The sequence below is a fragment of the Clostridia bacterium genome (assembly GCA_016887505.1).
In the GTDB taxonomy this organism is placed as follows: Bacteria; Bacillota; TC1; order TC1; family UBA5767; genus UBA5767.
Genome location: CP069393.1, coordinates 17,566 through 38,671, shown reverse-complemented (window position 1 = coordinate 38,671; position 21,106 = coordinate 17,566). Strand labels below are relative to the sequence as shown.

Sequence of the window (21,106 nt, the reverse complement as noted above, 5' to 3'; positions counted from 1 at the left end):
ATTATCATATGCTGATTGGTTGTTCCGAGCACAACTACAAGCTGCAGGGCAACCAATACACTTTACTCCCTTTTTCTTTTCACGGACTATTTTACCGATTGCACCCGCAATAATAAGCATGATAGCACCTAGAGTAATCCATGTAATCCACATGCTATGCACTTACCTTTCCTTCTGCTACGACAGGTGTGCTGTCTTTTTTTCCGACCTTTGCCATCAGAAAACCAATGAAGGTAGCAATTGCAAGCACAGCGATCAATCCTCCGGCAAAGCCGTCTCCGACATTGCCGGTTGTAATCAACGTGCCAATCTGGTAAACAAGGAACGCGAGCGTATAGCCCATCGCGAATTGAAAACCTATTGCGCCCCATGTCCACTTTGCTGAATTCACTTCAGCACGAATTGCGCCGATTGCCGCAAAGCAAGGGGGAGTAAACAGGTTGAAGATTAGGAACGAGAGTGCTGTGACTGAAGCAATCCCGAAAGCGGCTTCGACTCCACCAACTGCTCCCGTTTCTCCGACGAGTGCGAGCTCATCTACATTGATAAAATTCGCAATACTAAACGTAACAGCCAAAGTACCAACAACGTTCTCCTTTGCGATAAATCCGGTGACTGCAGCTGCGGCGAACTGCCACATGCCGAATCCAAGTGGAATCAGGAGTACGGCAACAGGGTTGGCTACCGAAGCAAGGATACTCGTTTCCGGAGCAGTTTCAGCAACTATTTGTAACTGCCAATTGAAGGTCTGTAGAATATGCACAGTAGCGTTGCAAATAAGGATAATTGTACCTGCTTTGACGATGAATGCCTTGGCACGACTCAGCATCGAAATTGTTGCGCGTTTGATGCTAGGCAGGCGGTATTCCGGCAGTTCCATTATAAAGTAGGACTGAGATGTATCACCTGTGATCTTACGAATAATTACCGCACCTAGCAGAATAACAACGATACCTAGTAGATACATCGATGTTCCAACCCATGCATTATCTGAAAAAAACACTCCGGCAAACAATGCGATGATGGGCAACTTTGCACCACATGGCATGAACGGTGTGAGCATAGCTGTCGTTCTGCGCTGACGTTCATTTTTAATCGTTCTCGTTGCCATGACACCAGGAATCGCACAAGCCGTACCGATAACCATCGGGATGACAGATCGTCCGGATAAGCCGATACGTTTGAAGAAACGATCCATTACTACTGCCACGCGTGCCATATAGCCACAGTCTTCAAATAGAGCCATCAGGAAGAACATGACCATGATGAGCGGCAGGAAGCCGACGACTGCTACGACACCGCCAATGATACCGTCGACCAACAGTGTTTGTACAAGAGGATGAGCATTTTCAACAAGACCACCTACCCAGCCTTGGAATGCTTCTAACACGCCCACGAATGTGTCTGCGAGCATTGGGCCAAGCCAAGCTTGCGACATCCAAAAAATGAACCAAATAACACCCACAAAAATGACGATACCAAACCATTTATGTGCAATGATTCTATCCCATTTATCTTGTAGCGTCTGTTGTGCAGGACTTATTTTCTTGCGTTCGACTTCTTCTACCATGTTCTTGACAAAATCAAAACGACGACTGTCTGCTGCATGGTATTCGCGCTTGGAATGTGCTTCCTTGAGACCGGAAATCTTTGGTGCAGGTTGTGTTCCACGCCTGCCAGCTTTAATCGTTTTCTCCATGAGCAAAAAAAGACCATTGTCCTTGCCCTTGGTCGCAGTTGTTTCGAAGACGGGACAACCAAGGTAGCGTGACAACACGTCGAGCCTAATAGTGCTACCCTTGGCCACTGCCATATCGATCTTATTCAAGGCAACGACAACGGGAATACCGAGTTCCAGCAATTGTGTAGTGAAGAACAGGCTCCTAGAGAGGTTCGTGGAGTCCACGATGTTTATGATAACATCAGGATTCTCGTTCCGGACGAATTCTCTAGTGATATTTTCTTCGTTAGTATAAGGTGATATTGAATAAGCACCTGGTAAATCGACTGCCACTATGTCAATCTTTTCGGGATTCAGTCTTGGCTTAATGTTGCCCTCTTTCTTTTCCACCGTCACTCCTGGCCAGTTTCCAACGTGTTCAATCCTTCCGGTAATTGCGTTAAAAAGAGTGGTTTTACCGCTGTTCGGATTGCCTGCCAATGCAATTTTCATGTTTTCCCTCCTATTTAGTTGCCTGCGGCTAACTTTTATTACAAAAAAATAGTGCTCACTTAAGAGCCTATTCATCTATACAAAAATTGAATTCGCAAGGCTTTCATCAATGCTGTATCTCGCATCTTTTATATTAATGATGTAATTGCCTGCGAGTTTGGAGATGATTGTGACTTCTTCGCCAGGATAGCATCCAAGTGTGAATAGAAAGTCGCGCATATCCTCTTGATTCGTTTTGATTGCTCCAATAACATAGGTGGTGTTCACCTTTCCTTTTGTAAGACCCATCATGATTCCTCCTTGCCGAGTTAGTCTCTACTAACTTTTATTAGTTTACCACCACTAACTTATCCTGTCAATGCATTTGTATAGATTTAATTGCAAAGGGTAACTTGCATGTTCAAAGGCAAGCAATATCGGAAAGAAATAATACTATTGACGGTTTGTTCTGGTCAAGCAAAATTGTAATACCTGGGGATGCGGACTTTTTCTTGGACAATTTATAACAATCCTAAGCTACGTCGGTACTCTAAAGGGTAGACAAAAAGTGCAAGTTATATTTCCAAAGATATAATCAAAAACATTTTTATAACATTTTACTCTAAGTCACTGATATTCCAGAGGTTTAGTAGCCTTTTCTTATGCTAAATTGTTTAATAAAATGCAATGCGTTATCACATAACTCTTATACTATTTAACAAATCAAAGTTGGTGTTTGAACTCTTTAGCGAAACCTGTCCCCCGGGGGTAGACAGGTATTTCGCTAATGTTCACTTATTGTACAGTATATTCACTGGTTCAATTTCACTTTTCACTTAGGTATTAACTCGCTGCCTCCTTCTACTAGTAAATCACGGAAAGCATACTACTCTACAACAAATTTATTCACCCTCATCAGCCCAAGTTATATAATAGTTCTCGCTAAGATAAGGATATTCCAGAAACAGGAACGGATAATAAACCAGCCATAAGTTGTCTCCCCCCTGAAGTATCACATTAGCAAGATTACTCTCCTCAAAGGCTTCAGGGTATTCGTTATAAACACCCTCATATTGTAGTACAAGATTCACATCAACGTCGTAGATATCACTAATTATTTTTGCTACATCGGCATAGTAAAATTCGATTTCCTCACGGTAGTCTGTTAATAATTCAGACATATCTTCCAAGAGATTATCCGGTGTGTTGAATGAGAATGTGATGCCCAGAAAATTTCCCTCCTCAAACCAATATCCTTCTATATCACTATAGATTATAGATTTCCCATCAATTTGTAGCACAGATTCGTTGCGAATGAGATCGAGTTGAATACTGGCGAAATCTTCTTGTGTGATTTCATGATCAATTAGTGTTAGCATAACCTCTTCTGAGTAATCTGAAAGTGTATCGCCTTTAACAGCTGTAACCTGGTAAGAATAGCTTTCACCAGGTATCATGTCGTAATAAAAAACACATGCACCTTCATTCCATGAGTAGTTGTTCGAGTCCTCTTCACTATAGTTCTCTGACACAACGCTTGACAATACCCTGTAGGAGTCTGCTCCAAACACTTGATCCCAAGAAAGTACCAAGGCCGTATCGGATATCTGGCTAACCTTGACCCCTGTTGGCGCACCAAAAACATCCTGACTTTTTGACTGAATAGTTACCATATTGCTCGGTCCATCCCACTGGACATCTGCCCCCATACTTTCTGCTATGAAGCGAAGAGGAACTAGAGTACGTCCATCGATCAACTTTGCAGGAACATCCAGAATAACCAGTTCTCCGTCAACACTTGCTTGCTTTGATCCAACCTGAAGGGTTACAATACTGTCATCCTTACTTCCAGTGACCGTCTGTGTTTCAGCATCCCAATTAACAGTCGAACCCAGCGCTTCAAAAATAGCTCTAAGCGGCACTAGCGTTCTCCCCTCAATAAGTACTGGCGGAACATCAAAATCCAAATAATCTCCATCCAATGCTACTCTGATTTTCTCCGATGCCAATACTGGACTTGCTACAAACAAACTTAGTACCAAAGAACAACACACCATTATATTGATCCATTTGTTTCTATTCATGCTGATAAATCTCCTCTCGTAACAACTCTGTAATTGCAATGATAAATCATGTCACATTTTTCAGTCTATATGGTAAGTGGTGCTGTCGCTATTGCAATTAAGGTACCGAATTGTTAGATGAATATTGAACAACAATACTTCCCTTTAACGTAGAACTGGTGCCATCAAAATTTTTCCTGTTCCTCGATATACATTAACAAAACCTTCCCCTGAAGCGGCCGAACCCACAAGTGTTTTTCCTGCTCTTTCTACTGTGAAACCTAAGCTACCAGACCAAGCAATCGCCATATTCCCATCAATTTTCAACTCATCATCAGTCAATTCTATTTCTATTAGTTCTTCTCTTGGCACATAAGATTCAAGTGCTACAACTCCACCACCAGAAAACCCAAGGTTAAATAATCCTTCTCCACCCAACGCAGCAGAGGAAAGATTAGATCTCATAACAGCTTTGTGCTTCAACTCTGAATCGCAAGCAAGAAATAAGCCATCTTCAATTACTATTGAACCGTTCCAGTCATCAACATCAATTAGCAAAATATACTTATATGTTGGCTCTAATACGAGTTTACCACTACCAATGTATTCGGGCTTTATTGCAGATTCATTTGTAACCTTTCCTCTAAAAGCCTTTCCAATTAAATCTCCTACTCCTCTTATGCCAGTTGTGGCTTTTACGTCACCGACAGTCCATTGCATAGCTCCAGCCTGAACAGTAATGTTGGAAAGACTAACATCGCCAACCAGTTGTCTTCTCCTTACATTCATTTCCGAAGCATAATATGCGGCTTGGGCGGTTAAGTGATCTACACTTAAATCTCTTTCGTACTCCACTACTTTAAAAGCACCTAGTTCTTCAACAATTTTCACATCATCATTGTCTTCAAAATTCCTAATTTTAAACATTTTCTTTCCTTCTTTCATTTCTATTTTAAAGTGTGTTCTAGCTCTATTTGTGTTTGAAGATTTTGAGTACCTTTTCAAGATTAGAAAAGTTCTCTCAATATACTATATTCGAATCTGTCAAATTAAGGATTAATAAACGATAAAGTAAGTTACTATTGGTGCATCGTCGGTTCCTGTTACTCTTGCTTCACACACAAGATTCTTAAGCCACAAGCCATTGGTATCTTTAACTTCACACATAACTTTAAGAAACCAAGTATTTTCGTCTACCAATATTTCTGCAAGCGTTCCGTTAACCTGTTTAATCTTAAACCCATATGGAAATTCCTGGTCCCCATAGTTTCTTAAAGTCCCCCATGCATTTGTAGATGATAGTCTAGCTGTTATTTTTTCCTTTATACTTTGGCCCTCTACTTCAGGATCAATATTTTCTTGTGTGTTTATTATAAATGATGCACACTTACTGTCAGCATTGAATGAATCTGTTTCTGTAATGATCCAAGGAATATACAAATCTTCATCTTCAGGAGGGTTAATTCGAATTGATTCAGTAAAATCTTGCTTAATTACAGCATAAGCAAACTTTGCTTCAAAGCCTTGACTATCTAATTCTTTGAATATATCATAGGCCATTTTTCCAACCGCGTCATCATAGATCGATTTTGCAATAGTATTTTCATCTTCTATAAGCTTTTCCACTTCTATAGACCCTACTTCTAGGACTTCACCCTGTTTGCCCTGCTCTGCTGAACTTGAAGCAACAGACGCAGACTTTTCATCAGCTATTGGAAATGTATGTTACCGCCTCTACATCGTCAGGGTACCAAACATCAGGAGAATAGTCGTTATCACCATCAACCTCTCCATCTTTTGTTATCCAACCTGTAATTAATTCTTCCAACAATTCTGTTTTAATATTCTTGAGTCATTTTTCCTCAAAATTATCGATAACCCATGGTAATCTTCACCTTCTTGATGAATTGAACCGAAGGGTTTTTTGCTTCACCTACATGTTCGTTCGAACTTTTACCACACCTTGCAAACAAAATAACCATAATGCACGCAACAACAATACCAATTATTCTTTTTCTTTTCATATCGCCCTTAAAATATACTGCAAGTTGTGTTAAAAATGACATAGTCTAGCATCCTTGTTTGATATAATAGCCCATGGCTTTGGCAAAGCATTGATTCCTCATTTAATAGGTATTTGTGATTCTTAAAAAAGAGAGCCCTAATAAGGCCCCCTATATTCTGATTTCTTATAGATTTAGTATAACATAGTTTCGGATATTAAATCATGCATTCATTTGCTTCCCACTAGATTTTTACAATACTATATTGCAATACTTCCCCCAACCAATCATTATAGCAAAGAGAAGCTTCTTAAACCTTTTAATCATAAATCAAGCAAGTCCCATCTATTCAGATACAATTCTTCTTCATCATTAAACATGCGCATAGATGTATCTTTATGCTCCTTGTTATTACGTCCTGGTTCTTTCACCCACTTTTTATGTGATTCAGTAATCTGTTCAGCTACGATATTACTTGGAACAATATAATAGTCTGGAATCTCCAAACCATTAAGATTCACAAAAACATAAAATGTCGACTCCGATCGAATATCCTCGCACTTCTTACTCAACAACCAACTCTTACGACTCCCCTGGTTTGTTTTCACTTGAATTCTTAACGTCTTCTCTGATTCACTACTATCCTCAAAATTGGATACGAGTAGGTCATAGTCCTTTGTGTTTTTCGATGTAATAGCTGCGATGTATCCTCTTCTCGAGAGCTCGGCTGCAACAAAGTATTCTCCTGAAACACCAGATAGTCCTTTTGGTAACTTCTTATCATTCTTCATTTTATACCCTCCTTTTGAGTACTCATATTTTTCAAATATAATAGGCTAATTATAAAAAATATCTATTAGAACATTACCCCCTATACCCTTGCATACATATCAAAGATTCCTGAAAGAATATTCCCAACAGCTGGTTCAATAATGTCGTTCTTGCTTACCTCAACCAATACGGTCATCCCTAGTAAGTGTACATATACCAAATAAGTATTTTCATCAAAAGCATCCCCTAGCATTTCTGAATCTATAACACCTTCCACAACTCCTGTGAGAAATGATTCTGGAGCTGGTAGTACCTCATCATTAATTTCAATGCTTTTTAAACCAGCTGCTATTGACTCATGATGGAAGATATTATCAGAATCCTCAAAGTATGCTCTTTCATCCCGATACAATTTTACATCTGATTTGGGGATTGCATACAGTTCAAGTGGTATTCGTTCAGCATCACCAATACATTTTGCTGAATCTTCGTGAATAAGACATGATAAGAGTATAGGCTCCTCTTCCAGTACATATCCCAATAGCACATAGAAATCCTCGTGCATATGAAATAATTCCACAGAATGAATCATTACCATATTCTTCTCTTTCATATTCTGAATTTTAATACATTTCAGTACACGAACAAGGTCCCGGTAAAACGGGCTATCCTTCGCAAATTCGAGATAGTATTCTTCTGTCTCCTTTACGTACTTCTCTCGAAATTCTAGGTCTGCAAATTCAGAATCTAGCAAGTTTTGTATACGATCGGCAACCTTTACCACATATGCTACTTCATTTTTCTTAATCTCACTTAGGTATTGTTCAGTTTCCTGGTTTTCTAGTTTTGAAAGCAACTTAACTGCATCCCTAGTAAATCTACCGCATAGATCAAAAATCTCTTCTTCGGTTGCATTCGTATCTTCAAGTAAGTCATGACAAAAAGCAGTAAATACATACTTCCCACGGTATCCGTGGTCGTAAAGATACTCTGCAACCTGGATTGGATGATTTATGTAGTCGGCTCCACCAATCCTTTTTTGACCTTCATGCTTCAATTCAGCAAATTGCATAGCTTTTTTCTCACTTGGACTGAATTTTCTATTTAGAGTTTCTCCCACTAGCTGACCCCTTTCCACTGTAATAGTCACTTGCATATAGCTCAAACAACTGGTACATTCTTATAGTATTATACATTGTGTTAGTATAGGGGCAGTTTCCATATATAATTCCGTCCAATTAATCATACAGATGAAATTGGTACGCAAGGAGTTATATGTAGTTCAATTTTTAAATGATGTGATTCCAAATTACAACTAGCGTTCATGATTCCAGATAGCATAGTCAAGCATTCTCGGTGTTAGTTTTGGATACTATCCTGGCAATTCATCTACTGCTTCCCAAATCAACAACATTGCTTCTTCTGCATTGATGGCCAATTCTTTGGTTTCTTTGTCATAATCATAGCAACTTCGACTTGCATGGAGAAGATATTGATATTCTCTTTTTCAAATAATACCGCAACATTGTGCTTTTTTTACAGTCTGGTATATTCCAAAACATCCTTAGTATTTCTACAAAACCTAAAAATACTCTTGGTAATGACCATGTCAAACTCACCAGCCATGGCATCACGAATCAGCTCTTAAAAGCCAAGACATTTATTAATATTAGTTCCGCTAATACTGGCATCGGAATATATTTTTGTCAGTTCCCAATTAGGGTTTTCTTTGATTTTCTGCTCATAATAAGCCACTTCATGAGAAATAGAACCTGTACCAGTAAGAATGTCACGCTCATTAAATTTGAGAAAGGCATTGAGCTTTTCTTCCCAATCCTTCATATACATTGGGTTATGTCTTTCTGCTTGGTCTTCTGCATAATCTAGATACATGGTTACAATACGGTTGAGGGATTATATTTCTTTTTCCGTCAAGTAATTCTTAGCAACAGTAATATCCCCTTTGCATACCTTATCACCCTTCCAAGTGGTAAGACCCATATTGTCTTTTGAAGCATCGGCTCTTTGTTCAATGAGTTCTGCTGCTGTATGACCATGAATGGTAAAATGAAGCTTGTTTTACACTGTTGCAAAGAACTTTTTAGCTTCTTCTGACTTTTCATCATAATCTATAGATAAAGCATAGATGTCCGTGATTTTCTTATAAAACCTTTTTTCTGAGGCTCTAATATCACGAATACATTCTAATAGTTCATCAAAGTAATCATCACCAATATTACAGTCAAGTCCAGTTTTGTGTGTAAATTCGCTCGGTATTATAAATTAGGCAACGGCGGAAGCGGATATTTTCTCATCAGAGTTGGCCAGTGTTTGGTAGTATAAATCCATCTCGAAGTACTTTCGTCCGGTCTGCCATTTTTCATCATGCTCCATGAGCAAAGCACCTAAGAGACGTATGACGGAGGCCTCATTCGGAAAAATCCGAATGACCCGCTCGCGACTACGAATTTCTTGGTTCAGGCGCTCTATGCTATTGCTGGTTCTGAATCGCTTCCTGTATTTGAAAGGAACACTGAGGACGGCGGTAATGTCATCAAAAGCATCGTCCAAAAGAGACATTGCTCTGGAAGCTTTGGATTCATATTTGTCCATAATCCGGTTTCGGATATTAATGGCACTAGCCTGATCGACCGCATCATAGAGTTCTCTTAACTCTTCCTTCAGTTCTGGCTGCAATGATTTTGGTGTTATGTCCAGCATGTTCCTGGAAAAATGTGTCTGGCATCTTTGCCAGACAGCACCCTGGAAATGTTTCCTGATGGCATTTACCAGCCCTTTGTGGCTGTCCGAAGTAACAAGGTGAACATCACTTAAACCGCGTTCCTTCAGTGAAGAGAAGAAGTCACCCCAACTGGTTTCCGATTCCGTGTCAGCCACCCTGAAACCTATTATTTCGCGGTGCCCATCATGGTTCACAGCAACGGCTACTAGCAGTCCTTTAGAGCGAACTCTGTCGCCTTCACGCACCTTGAGGTACATGGCATCCACTACTAAGAAAGGATAATGCTTTTCCAGTGGTCTATTTTGAAAGTTCTTCACGATAGGATCCAGTCTCTCACAAAGTTTGGAGACCATAGACTTGGAGAACTTCTTGCCACAGAGCTCATAGGTGATGTCTTCCACTTTTCTGGATGAGACGCCGCTTACGACCATTTGCATCATGGCCAAAAGCAATGCCTGCTCACTACGTTGGTAACGCTCAAAGAGTTCAGTGCTGAAGTCACCGTTACGGTGTCTGGGACCATGCAAAGTTAGTGTCCCAACCCTAGATCTCTAAAGCCGTTTCGGTAAGCAGTTCTGTCTTCTGTGCGCTCGTAAGGTGCTGCACAGACCTGTTCTTTGGATTGGGCAACCAGAACCTGATTGAAAATTTCTTCAAGCAAATTGGAAAATGCTTTGTCTTTTCCATCTGAGACGAAAAGGCCGTGCAAGTGTTCTTCGGTTAAGGTAATATTGAACTGAGCCATGATTCATACTCCTCGGTTTAGTATTTGGTGGTACATTTATTGTAACCAAGGAATGAGTTTTTGGCTCATTCTGTATTGTCGAGTAGATGCAGGCCTCCTGATAACTCAGTTGAACCTACACCCCTCCCAGAACCGTGCTTGCGCTATTTACGCACACGGCTCCTCATCATAAGATTGACCTTGTTTGCAAAAGCTATTAAATGATACTGATGTATACCTTCGGTCCTGGCAAAGGATTTGTTCTTAAAAACATTTCAAAATTCTCCCACGTATAACTGTTGCGTTGACTTCGCCGATTAATCCACTTAAACATGAGCCATGTAACCCAATACTGATATTTCGAAAGCATTGGACTGTTGTCTGTGATGCCATAATAACGGTAGTGTCCTAAGAGTCTTATCCTGACGCCTTGCAAGATATCACGAATTGGCAAGTTTCGATGCTGCTTAAGCCAATCCTTCATTCTTGCAATAGCTCCCCAGAACTTTTTCTTCTCTGTTTTACGTTTTACTCGGAACTTACCGTTACGACTTCTACCACAGTAATGGGTAAACCCTAGAAAATTGAATGTAGCAGGCTTACCTAATCCTTTCTTTTGTCTGTTTGCATGGGCATATCTACCAAACTCGATGATGCTCGTTTTATTATGCGCTACCTCAAGACCGAATTTTCTCAATCTTTCTTGTAGTTGCTGATAGAATTGCTTCGCTTCATTTTCATATTGAAAACAACACACAAAGTCATCTGCGTACCGAACCATCTCCGTTTCACCTCTATTATGCTTCTTGATACTTTTCTCAAACCACAAATCCAAGATGTAATGAAGATAAATATTCGCTAATAGTGGTGAAATAACCCCGCCTTGCGGGGTGCCAACCAAAGTACTTTGTCTTACGCCCTGCTCCATGATGCCGCTTTTCAGCATGCGCATGATAAGTCTAATGAGTTGTTTATCCGCAATTCTTACTTCCAAAGCTTTCCTCATCCATTGATGGTCAACATTGTCAAAGAATCCTCGAATATCTGCATCCACTACCCAGTTGGTCTTCTTAGTAACCAAGATGGTATTGAGTCCCCGTATTGCGTCATGACAATTCTTGCCTGGACGAAACCCATAGGAGAAATCTAAGAAATCCTGTTCATAGATAACTGTCAAAATCTTATTGACCGCCAACTGAACAATTTTATCCTCATGGGTTGGTATACCCAGTGCTCGCTTCTTATGACTTCCCGCTTTGGGAATATAAACTCGTTTTACTTCCTGGGGTTTGTAGCTCATCTGACGTAGTTTTTGATGCAACACTCTGATGTTATCTTCCAAATTCTGTTGATATTTCTCTTTGGTAACTTCATCGACACCAACACTCTTCTTACCATTAAGTTCCTGATGGCACTGTTTTAACAGTTCTTCATCAATCAGGTGTACTAGACTAGTAAAGCGTTCTTTGGGCTTTGCTTTTGCAATACAGGCTATTCTTGTAAGTTTTGTTTCCAATATTTATTCACCTCTGTGTGTGATTATTGTTTCCTCTACAAGAGCCTTCTGATGTGATTGCCTTTCCTCCACGGGAATTACCCTGCTTCATTGGTACTATGCAATCATCCGACTCCCTGACTCCCATTTATCTTCCTTGCTTGATTATCACTTGTAGGATATACCAGTTTCCTGGAGGAATCAGGGTCTCCCGGGTTGCCACTTATTCGAATCGTATGACATGCCAAGTTCTAAGACTCCGGGGCGCTGACAGAGACTCACCTTAGCGTGTCTGCCAGTTTTGCATTCTGCGTGTGTAAGCGCATCTGCCTATCCCAACTACTATAATTTCGGAGCTCAATCACTTCAACTATCGCTTTCGGCCTGTCACCTTGCGGATCTACGCTTAAAACATATCGTTACCGATATATCTCCAAGATCTCACTACCAGGCTGTTGGCTAGACATTACCTGAATAGGACTCTCACCTACTAGAATAAGCAACCTTGCCCGGCCGCACTACACCATTATATGTACTTAATCTTTAATTCAAAAGACTAACTAGTATTTCACCATATTTCCGCCATGATAATTAGCCTATTTATACAACAATCCTATCTACTCAACCTACCCAAAAGCAGTCCTGTCCACTCAACTATGTGACTTCTTCACAGTGGATATATTTCCACAAAGCACTAATTCAACAAGGGGTTCTGCCATTCTGCAAATCAGCAAAATACACAGAACCCTTTATTTCCTACACTTTCAAGCTTTCTATTTTTTTACCCTTGACATCAATACTACTTTCTGTGGCAATATGTCATTTTGCTGAAAAATAGCATAAGCCCTTCATTTATAATGATTTGATATCAATTCTGACTTCTCAATAATTGATTTTCGATTAGGCTATTTCAGTTTATTGCCACTTTGTCTTCTTTAAATTCGTTTTATGGGAAGAATGTGACGCTACTATTGTTTAATTGAACATCTTTATTTTTAAGATATTATTGATAAAAAGTTTCTAATAAATTGAAAACTTCTATCACGCGAAAAATGTATATAAAATAACACCAATTGTCCAAAGTACAATAGCAATCAATAAAACTATCGAGAAGATTTTAATTAGCTTTCTGTCGTGCTTTAAAATGCCAATTAATATGCCCATTACCGAAATTACACCAATAATCATCAATGGATAACCCATATTCCATACCTCCTTTATTAGATAAATTGATTAAAAGTTAATTCATATAATCCTACAATTGCGAGCTCTCTCAATTTCTTAATTATTCACTTCTTCGAACTGTATTTTTTGCTTTTTCTATGCTTGCCATCTTCAGCCTTTATGACATTACTTCTATGCTGTTTTTCAATCTGTACTGCTTGAAATACTTCCTTGGATATAATGGCAGGATTATTGTCCTCAGATAAATAAAGTACATCATGTTTTCCATCATCCAACAGACGAACCTTTCCTGTGTATTTTTCATTGCTGAGCGTTACATCAACCGTACGTTTGCTCCATTTATCTTTGCCGGAAGGGGATTTGATTCCCAACTACTCTAGATCAGATACAATTCCTAAAACACTCTTCCCTTGAAGATACATATTGAAAATTAGCCTTACGTTTTTCGCCTCTTTCTTGTCAATTACCAGCTTACCCTCCGCATCATTTTTATACCCATAACATTTTCTGTTATATAGCTTTGAAGTGCCTTGTGCGGCGCGTTGTTCAATACCCCATTTAATATTGTCGCTTCGGGATTCATTCTCTGCCTGAGCAATAGCCTCCATTATTGAAAACATAAGGTCATTATCTGTATCTGCTGTATCAAGTACCTCCTGTTCATATATAATTCGAACACCGAGAACCTTCAGTTGATTCAACGCATCAAGAATCTCTACCGTATCTCGTCCAAATCTGCTGATGCTCTTGGTTAAGATGATCTCAATATCACGCGACTTACAATCCTGTAGCATTTGAGTGAACTCTTTGCGAGAAGATCCTGTCTTGCTTGATGCAATATCAATATAAACATCCACCAATAACCATGGCTGCTGTTAATCTTGTTAGCGCCGACACCTGTGCAGCGAGGCTCTTCAGCTGATCAGCACTATTTGTACTCACACGGCAATAAATGCCTACACGCTTTTCCCGCTTTGGAGGCAATGGTGGGATGAAGTGAACTATTCTGTTATCATCCGCCAAGATACGAACTCCTTCAAAATTGTATCTCAATCTTCTATCATAAAATCTGCCCATTCATATAGATAGTCTTTATAATGTTCTTTCCAATAAAATACCCTATCAATATATTGTTGCTTACGCTCTTCAACAATCTTTTTGCATTCTGGCACACCATAATGTCTAATTATTGCAGTTAATTCATAGAACGGAAATCCAAGAGCATGTCCCTTGGTATGAACTACTCCGCAAGCTTGTCCAATAGCATGACACAAAGCTCTATCTTCAAGAGAATCGATTTCCTTTGCTACTGCGTGAGCCTGTAAAATTGCACGCTGTGCAATGGGCATTTTCACTTTTCCGGCAGACCAATCCTTTGATATCGACACAGCGGTTTCAAGTCGTTTTTCGTCCGGATAACGTTCAGACAACCTTTGAACTGCTTCATCGGCAAATTCAAATGCCCACAAAACCATTGTCCGATGATTTTGTTCTTGAATCAATCCTGCCAAATCGGCTAGAAATTCACTGTTTTTAGCAAATAGAATCTGATTTCTTCTTTTAATTCTGGTTTGAACTTCGTTAAGCCAACTCATATTTTCTCCTTTGGCATATAATTTCACAATAGGATAACTATCATCATGCCATATTATCGATATGTTGATTAGCCTATTTTCAAATGACTGTATCACTGGAAATACGCTAATTTAACGCTTTTACTTAAGCTCATATTTTCATAAAACATCTAAACTGACCACTGCAAGCCCATGTTATCTAAATCGACCACTTGCAAGAGTTTAATCCTATTTCGACATGTTCCCACGAAGTAAAATAATCACATTTTCTGCTCTGAATTCTGACGCAAAAACACATGAATGGCTTGAATACTGGGCTTTCCAAACCGAGGCTATTTCACCCTTGACATCAATACTACCGTCTCCACATGTGTCGGATGATAAGTGGGAATATGGTTCTTTACCCTTCTTTAAGAAACCATTTTCTTTATTTGAATCATTATCTTTGCCGATTGTAATTGTCGATTTGGGACCAGTTTTGAATACGAAAGTCAGTTGATGCGGGTCTTTTTGCCCTTTATCATCAATGCCACCGAGTATAATTTTCTCGACTATAGATTCAAAGACATCAGCATCAAATTTTTTAAGGGGCTTGTTGGCATCAAAATATTTTCTAAAACTTTTAAGCCTTATTTTCATTTCCTTTTCTTCACTGGCTGTCAAAGACAGTTCGTTTGTTTCCTTGATTAATCGTTCTTTGTCTTTATTTAGCTCAATAAACTTGTTTTCATAATTTTCACGGTCAATGGCACCATCAATATGAAGATCAATCAGTTTCTTGATTTTATCTTCAACCTTACTCAGTTCTTTGTTAAGCGTTGAAAGTTCTTTTTTGCTGGTACTTTCACTTAATGTACTTTCAATGGCCTGAATAAACTCTTCTATGATCTCTCTGTTATGCTGGCACATTTCATTAAAGACTTTTACAAATGCTTCTTCGATAACTGCTTCATGAATCCCCTTGCTATCCGGACAGAACTTCTTACCGTGTTTACTGGATTTTATACAGTGCCACACCACTTTTTTATTCTTAGTGCCTGAGTTCCATGCCCTTCTGCCAACAGTTGTTTCGCAGAAGCCACACTCAATTTTACTGCTGAAGGTATATTGTCTGCTATAACGTTTTAAACGTCCTTTTTCCATGTTGCAATTACGCTTATTTCTAATGGCTTGGGCTTTTTCAAATGTTTCTTTACTGACGATTGGCTCATGATGATCTTTGATGTAATACTTCTCTTCTTCCCCCATATTATCAAGGCGCTGCTTGGTAATTGGATCAACGGTAAAGGTCTTACCTAGGAGTAAATCGCCCATGTATTTTTCGTTCTTTAATATGCCCCTGATGGTGCTGTCAGGCCAATTTGTACTCCCTCTTTTGGTTTTATATCCTTTGTCCTTTAATTCCTTTCCAATGAGGCGGGCACCCTTGCCTTGATTATAAGATTCAAAGATAAAACGAACGACTTCAGCTTCTTCTTCATTAATGACAAGCTCTTTAGTTTCCTTATCATAGTCGTATCCTAAACAACCTTGAAAACCAACCAGCTCACCACGTTTCATTTTCATTTTAAGACCCATCTTCACATTAGTTGAAATACTTTCACTTTCTTGTTGGGCTATTGACGTTAAAACGGTCATGGCTACTTCGCCTTGCATGGAGAAGGTGTTAATATTCTCTTTTTCAAATAATACAGCAACATTATGCTTTTTTAATAGTCTGGTGTATTCCAGCACGTCTTTTGTATTTCTACCAAATCTTGAGATACTCTTGGTAATTACTAGATCAAACTCACCAGCCACGGCATCACGAATCATCTCTTGAAAGCCAAGACGTTTATCAATATTGGTGCCACTAATACCGGCATCAGAATATATCTTTGCCAATTCCCACTTAGGATTTTCTTTGATCTTCTGCTCATAATAAGCCACTTGTGAATCATAACTAGCCATCTGTTCAGCTGAATCAGTACTAACTCTGCAATATGGGGCAACTCTTATTTTGGAAAGCTCTTTTCCTGATGCTCGGTCAAATTTGTTCTTTTTAGGTTTTATAACTTCTACTTCTTTCATGAAATCACTTCCTTTGCGGAATCAAAACAGGGTTACTTCTTATGTGTCCATTCATGTTCTTCTAAATACATATCAAAGTCATCTTTTTTTGGTGCATTTAAACGCTTTTGATTAAACTCCTCATATTCTTTTTCAGCAAGTTCCTTAGCAACTTCATGAGAAAGAGAACCTGCACCAGTAAGTATGTCACGCTCGTTAAATTTAAGAAAGGCATTGAGCTTTTCTTCCCAGTCCTTCATATGCATTGGATTACGTCTTTCAGCCTGATCTTCTGCATAATCTAGATACATGGTTACAATTCTATTGAGTGACTTAATTTCTTTTTCAATCAAATAATTCTTGGCAACGGTAATATCCCCTTTACGTACTTTGTCACCCTTCCAAGTGGTAAGACCCATATTGTCTTTTGATGCATCAGCTCTTTGTTCAATGAGTTCTGCTGCTGTATGTCCATGAATAGCAAAATGAAGCTTATTTTGCACCGTTGCAAAGAACTTTTTAGCTTCTTCTGATTTTCCATTATAATCTATAGCTAAAGCATAGATATCCGTGATTTTCTTATAAAACCTTTTTTCTGAAGCTCTAATATCACGAATACGCTCTAAAAGTTCATCAAAATAATCATCACCAATATTACGCATACCCTTAAGACGCTCATCATCCATGGTAAAGCCTTTGACTAAGTATTCATTTAATCGTTCTGTCGCCCATCGTCTGAACTGTGTACCTCTGCTAGAACGTACACGGTAGCCAACGGCAATAATCATTTCAAGGTTATAGTGACGTGAATTTCTCTGAACCGTTCTATTTCCTTCAGTTCGAACTTGTAAGTAATTCTTACAAGTTGAATTTTCCTCTAATTCACCTTCTTCATAAATATTTTTTATGTGAAGTGTTATATTTTGAGGCGTTGTTTGATAAAGTTCTGCAATCGCCTTTTGTGTCATCCATACGGTTTCATTTTCAAGTCTCACATCAATTTTGGTTTTTCCGTCTTCCAATTGGTAAATAAGAATGTCTGTTTTGTTTTCCACATTATCCCCCATTTCCATAATTTATTAATCAATTCATCAGACACCGTCTGATGTTTTAAGTGAACTATCCGGTAATCCCGGATAGTTCATCAATCTATGTTCCCAATTATCATTTTAATTTTATCACAGTATATAATTAAGTGCCACTTAAACCTCGTTTAATTTTGTATTTTCTTTCCAACTCAGCTTTGATCTTGATGAATTCTTTTTCTGAAATCATCTTTTCATCAAGCAGGCTGGAAAGCATGGCTAACTGTATTGTAAACTTCATTAAGTTTTCCATCTGACCCTCCTGCTTGATCTACTTTTCATATTATTTTATATTCTTAAGAGCCTGATGTAGCTCTTTTAGTTCTTTGGTGTATTTTGTCAGATTCACCAATTTAATTTTTCCTTGATGACATAACACCACCAAATGATTTAACTCACCCCCAAGCTTTGATAGTCTTGCATTTATTTCATGCAAATCATACTGGATTATTTCTTTGTTTAAAGCTTTATCTAGGATATAATCCGTTAATGATTTACATCTACTCTTAGCTGCTAACTTAATAATTTTTGTTCTATCTTTTTCAGTTACGCGTATATTGATTTGCTTATTTCGTTGTCTCATAATGTTCCTCCTGCAAATGGGTGTGGGCATGCCCACTATTAAACACTTTGGCTGTACAAAGTGGAAGCTTGCCCCTGTTAAAACAGGGTAAATAAATCCTCTACCTTTTCCTTCCGTCCAGTAACAAACTAGACACTATCGGATTTATTCTAGGATATTGAAGATAAAGGCATTATGACTTGGTCAGCAAATAATGAACCGTGCTTTTGGACCACTTCTCACCGGTATATTCCGTCATTTTATCTGCAATTTCCTGATAGGATAATTGATTATACTGATACATTTTAAGAAGTCGCATATGTTCACCAGATGCTCTTGATGTTCGTCCAAAATGATCTGGACGTGCCTTTAATTGGTCATTTTCATCAAGCAGTGATTTAATATTCTCTTCCAATATCCTCACAGCATCTTCAAGTTGCTTAATGACCTTTTCCTTGAGCTCAAGCTTATGTTCAAGTACTTGGATCTCTTCCCTCGCTTCTTGCAATTCTGCTTTTACTTCTTCTACACCAAATAATTTGCCTAACATATCTTCACCTGCCTTTCAAGGGTGCAAACGTGCAAAGGTTATAAGCATTGCTCCCTTGCACCCTTAATTTTATAACTGCCATTTCCACCCTTCCTTTGTTTTAATAGATTTCACTTCAAGATTCTTTTTAGCGGTCTTCAGTGTTCTTTGAGATATCTGCTTCTCTTTTGCTCTTTCAACAACATAATCACTGGCTTTAGCACCATCATCAAGAACTTCTTTAATCAGCTTTTCTGCTCGTTTTAGAACACTTTCCGTTGAACTACCACCAAGTAATACATCTAACTCAATGTCGTATTCTCCTATCCACTTAAAGCCATTTTCTTCATCCAGCTTAAAGGCAATTTTCATTCCTTCAGGTGCTAAGCTTGATTTGATCTGAGCTATTACACGAATAGATGGGTCAGCTCTTACACGCCCTACTAAGAGAACACTCCTAGCGGCAGCTGTAATATCAATAGAACCCAGTCCACGATAAAGCCCTTTAGTACCACCAGCCTTATTCATATGACCAATAATGACAATGGCACAGCCTGTCCTCTCTGCAACACTAGAAAGATTTTTGAAAATGGGTCTGATTTCATTTGCCCTATGCATATCCACACCAGAACCTAAATAAGCTTGCAATGGATCAATGATCAGTAGCTGAGCACTCGTCTCTATAATGGCTTCTTCAATTCTCTTATCTGATAAAGTCAGCTCCTTATGACTTTCATCAATAACGATTACTTTGTTGCAATCAGCACCTGCTGCCAATAATCTTGGTTTAATGGTGTCACTTAAGCCATCTTCTGCTGTCTGATAAATAACATTGCGTCGTTCTAGTGCCTCCTCACTTAAAGGCAATATAGCACCAGTCGTCATTGCTGATGCGATTGCCAAAATCATGGTAGTCTTGCCCTCCCCTGGATCACCTTGAATAATGGTGATTTTTCCAATGGGAATATAGGGCTTCCATAACCATTTCACTTCTGTTACCTCAACATCGTTCATGTTGATGAGTTTTAGTTCATTTTCATGCTCCATTGTTTACCTCCTTTTTGCCCCTCTACTTATAAGCCGATTTTTCGAGGGGTCTGGTCTATACATTTTTGCATTTTAATTTTTGCCCCTCACTATTAAGCCGAAAAATCATAGAGGGTGTACGAAAAAAAATACAAAAAAATCCCCCTATCTATAAGCCGAAAATAGATAGGGGGGTGCCGAAATTATTTTGTTTTATTCTCCGTTAAAATAATCTGTGTCAATTTTTTTAATCAAATAGGTATTTTCTACTGAAACACCAAGATCGTGTTCAACCATAAGGGCTGCTAAAGATTTGCCGTCTATTAAGACAATTTTGCAAGCGTGTTGCTTGCTTACATACTCTTTAGCTTCTTTGGTAAAACTTGCTGTTGTTATGAAAGCGCCTTTTGATGCGCCTTGTCCGGTTAATGCACCAACAAACTTTTGAAGTTCAGGTCTTCCAACTGTTTTTTCAGTATCCCAACGTTTCGCTTGAATATAAATCTTATCAAAACCCAATTTATCTTCTTTAATGACGCCGTCAATACCTTCATCGCCAGATTTTCCAAGAACTTGACTATTTTCAATCTTACTGCCACCATAGCCCATAGAAACCAACAAATCCACCACTAGTTTTTCAAAGAAGTCCGGTGACTGGTTCATGACTTCTATTAATAGATCATCAGCTAACGTGTTTGATATGGTCTTATAAGCTCTATCCAATAAATCTTGGGGCGACTCATCACTACCGATATCTGAAATATCATTATCAAGAAGGGTATTTTCCGAAGTACTGTTTATGAAATCTTGAAAACCTTCAAACTTCTTGAGATAATTTTGATCCACAACCTCTGGATTTTCTTCAAGCACCTTATGTCCAAGTTCAGTAATTCTGAAACTGGCTCTAGCAGGTGATTCAATTACTTTAGCTTTTTTCAGATAAGTCAGTGCCCAGCCTATTCTGTTTTTATAAACCAATTGCTTGCCACTTGGCAGCCACTCTTCAAGTTCAGCTTCAGTTAATTGAAACTGCATTGCTAAAACCTTATACATGTCCACACGCTTATGGACTTGATTATCTTTCAATAGTTCCAATACGGGTTTCATAAATTCATGATATTTTGGTATTGCCATAGAATCACCTC

General features: G+C 38.7%; 17 protein-coding genes and 3 pseudogenes. All 20 read right to left on the bottom strand.

Going from position 1 to position 21,106, the window contains the following annotated elements:
• Nucleotides 1-154: 154 nt before the first annotated feature.
• The 20 genes and pseudogenes from feoB to JR334_00085 all read right to left on the bottom strand — a co-directional run bounded on the left by feoB (nucleotide 155) and on the right by JR334_00085 (nucleotide 21,095).
• Nucleotides 155-2,173 (bottom strand): ferrous iron transport protein B, encoded by a 2,019-nt coding sequence (gene feoB, locus JR334_00180; GenBank protein QRN85701.1) that lies wholly within the window; start codon nucleotides 2,171-2,173, stop codon nucleotides 155-157.
• Nucleotides 2,174-2,248: 75 nt separating this feature from the next.
• A complete protein-coding gene (locus JR334_00175) occupies nucleotides 2,249-2,464 on the bottom strand; it encodes a ferrous iron transport protein A (GenBank protein QRN85700.1) in 216 nt (71 codons plus the stop codon).
• A 590-nt stretch (nucleotides 2,465-3,054) separates the two neighbouring features.
• On the bottom strand, nucleotides 3,055-4,236 hold the full coding sequence (locus JR334_00170; GenBank protein ID QRN85699.1) for a hypothetical protein: 1,182 nt from the start codon (nucleotides 4,234-4,236) through the stop codon (nucleotides 3,055-3,057).
• Between the two features lie 144 nt (nucleotides 4,237-4,380).
• On the bottom strand, nucleotides 4,381-5,142 hold the full coding sequence (locus JR334_00165) for an AIM24 family protein (protein QRN86805.1): 762 nt from the start codon (nucleotides 5,140-5,142) through the stop codon (nucleotides 4,381-4,383).
• Between the two features lie 129 nt (nucleotides 5,143-5,271).
• Nucleotides 5,272-5,841, bottom strand: coding sequence for a hypothetical protein (locus JR334_00160; protein ID QRN85698.1), 570 nt, complete (start codon nucleotides 5,839-5,841; stop codon nucleotides 5,272-5,274).
• A gap of 242 nt (nucleotides 5,842-6,083) precedes the next feature.
• A complete protein-coding gene (locus JR334_00155) occupies nucleotides 6,084-6,281 on the bottom strand; it encodes a hypothetical protein (protein ID QRN85697.1) in 198 nt (65 codons plus the stop codon).
• Between the two features lie 260 nt (nucleotides 6,282-6,541).
• Complete coding sequence (locus JR334_00150; protein QRN85696.1) at nucleotides 6,542-7,009, bottom strand: aspartate ammonia-lyase; 468 nt, start codon at nucleotides 7,007-7,009, stop codon at nucleotides 6,542-6,544.
• Between the two features lie 80 nt (nucleotides 7,010-7,089).
• Entirely contained in the window at nucleotides 7,090-8,109 is a 1,020-nt protein-coding gene (locus JR334_00145) for a bifunctional (p)ppGpp synthetase/guanosine-3',5'-bis(diphosphate) 3'-pyrophosphohydrolase (protein ID QRN85695.1), read from the bottom strand.
• A 524-nt stretch (nucleotides 8,110-8,633) separates the two neighbouring features.
• Nucleotides 8,634-9,269, bottom strand: a pseudogene (locus JR334_00140) (virulence RhuM family protein).
• A gap of 3 nt (nucleotides 9,270-9,272) precedes the next feature.
• A pseudogene (locus JR334_00135) lies at nucleotides 9,273-10,477 on the bottom strand (IS256 family transposase).
• A 196-nt stretch (nucleotides 10,478-10,673) separates the two neighbouring features.
• Complete coding sequence (gene ltrA / locus JR334_00130; protein QRN85694.1) at nucleotides 10,674-11,972, bottom strand: group II intron reverse transcriptase/maturase; 1,299 nt, start codon at nucleotides 11,970-11,972, stop codon at nucleotides 10,674-10,676.
• Between the two features lie 1,268 nt (nucleotides 11,973-13,240).
• Nucleotides 13,241-14,213, bottom strand: a pseudogene (locus JR334_00125) (recombinase family protein).
• A complete protein-coding gene (locus JR334_00120) occupies nucleotides 14,186-14,731 on the bottom strand; it encodes a hypothetical protein (GenBank protein QRN85693.1) in 546 nt (181 codons plus the stop codon). The pseudogene JR334_00125 and the gene JR334_00120 overlap by 28 nt, the downstream one beginning before the upstream one ends.
• 207 nt (nucleotides 14,732-14,938) lie before the next feature.
• Nucleotides 14,939-16,780, bottom strand: a complete 1,842-nt coding sequence (locus JR334_00115; protein QRN85692.1) for a recombinase family protein — start codon at nucleotides 16,778-16,780, stop codon at nucleotides 14,939-14,941.
• Between the two features lie 32 nt (nucleotides 16,781-16,812).
• Nucleotides 16,813-17,814: a virulence RhuM family protein gene (locus tag JR334_00110; GenBank protein ID QRN85691.1), complete on the bottom strand. Its 1,002-nt coding sequence runs from the start codon at nucleotides 17,812-17,814 to the stop codon at nucleotides 16,813-16,815.
• A gap of 136 nt (nucleotides 17,815-17,950) precedes the next feature.
• The gene (locus tag JR334_00105; protein QRN85690.1) at nucleotides 17,951-18,097 is read right to left on the bottom strand and encodes a hypothetical protein; all 147 of its coding nucleotides are present in this window, start codon (nucleotides 18,095-18,097) and stop codon (nucleotides 17,951-17,953) included.
• Between the two features lie 30 nt (nucleotides 18,098-18,127).
• Nucleotides 18,128-18,427: a hypothetical protein gene (locus tag JR334_00100; GenBank protein QRN85689.1), complete on the bottom strand. Its 300-nt coding sequence runs from the start codon at nucleotides 18,425-18,427 to the stop codon at nucleotides 18,128-18,130.
• Nucleotides 18,428-18,599: 172 nt separating this feature from the next.
• The gene (locus JR334_00095; GenBank protein ID QRN85688.1) at nucleotides 18,600-18,956 is read right to left on the bottom strand and encodes a hypothetical protein; all 357 of its coding nucleotides are present in this window, start codon (nucleotides 18,954-18,956) and stop codon (nucleotides 18,600-18,602) included.
• 69 nt (nucleotides 18,957-19,025) lie between these two features.
• Nucleotides 19,026-19,982: an AAA family ATPase gene (locus JR334_00090; protein QRN85687.1), complete on the bottom strand. Its 957-nt coding sequence runs from the start codon at nucleotides 19,980-19,982 to the stop codon at nucleotides 19,026-19,028.
• Between the two features lie 192 nt (nucleotides 19,983-20,174).
• A complete protein-coding gene (locus tag JR334_00085) occupies nucleotides 20,175-21,095 on the bottom strand; it encodes a restriction endonuclease (GenBank protein QRN85686.1) in 921 nt (306 codons plus the stop codon).
• Nucleotides 21,096-21,106: the final 11 nt, after the last annotated feature.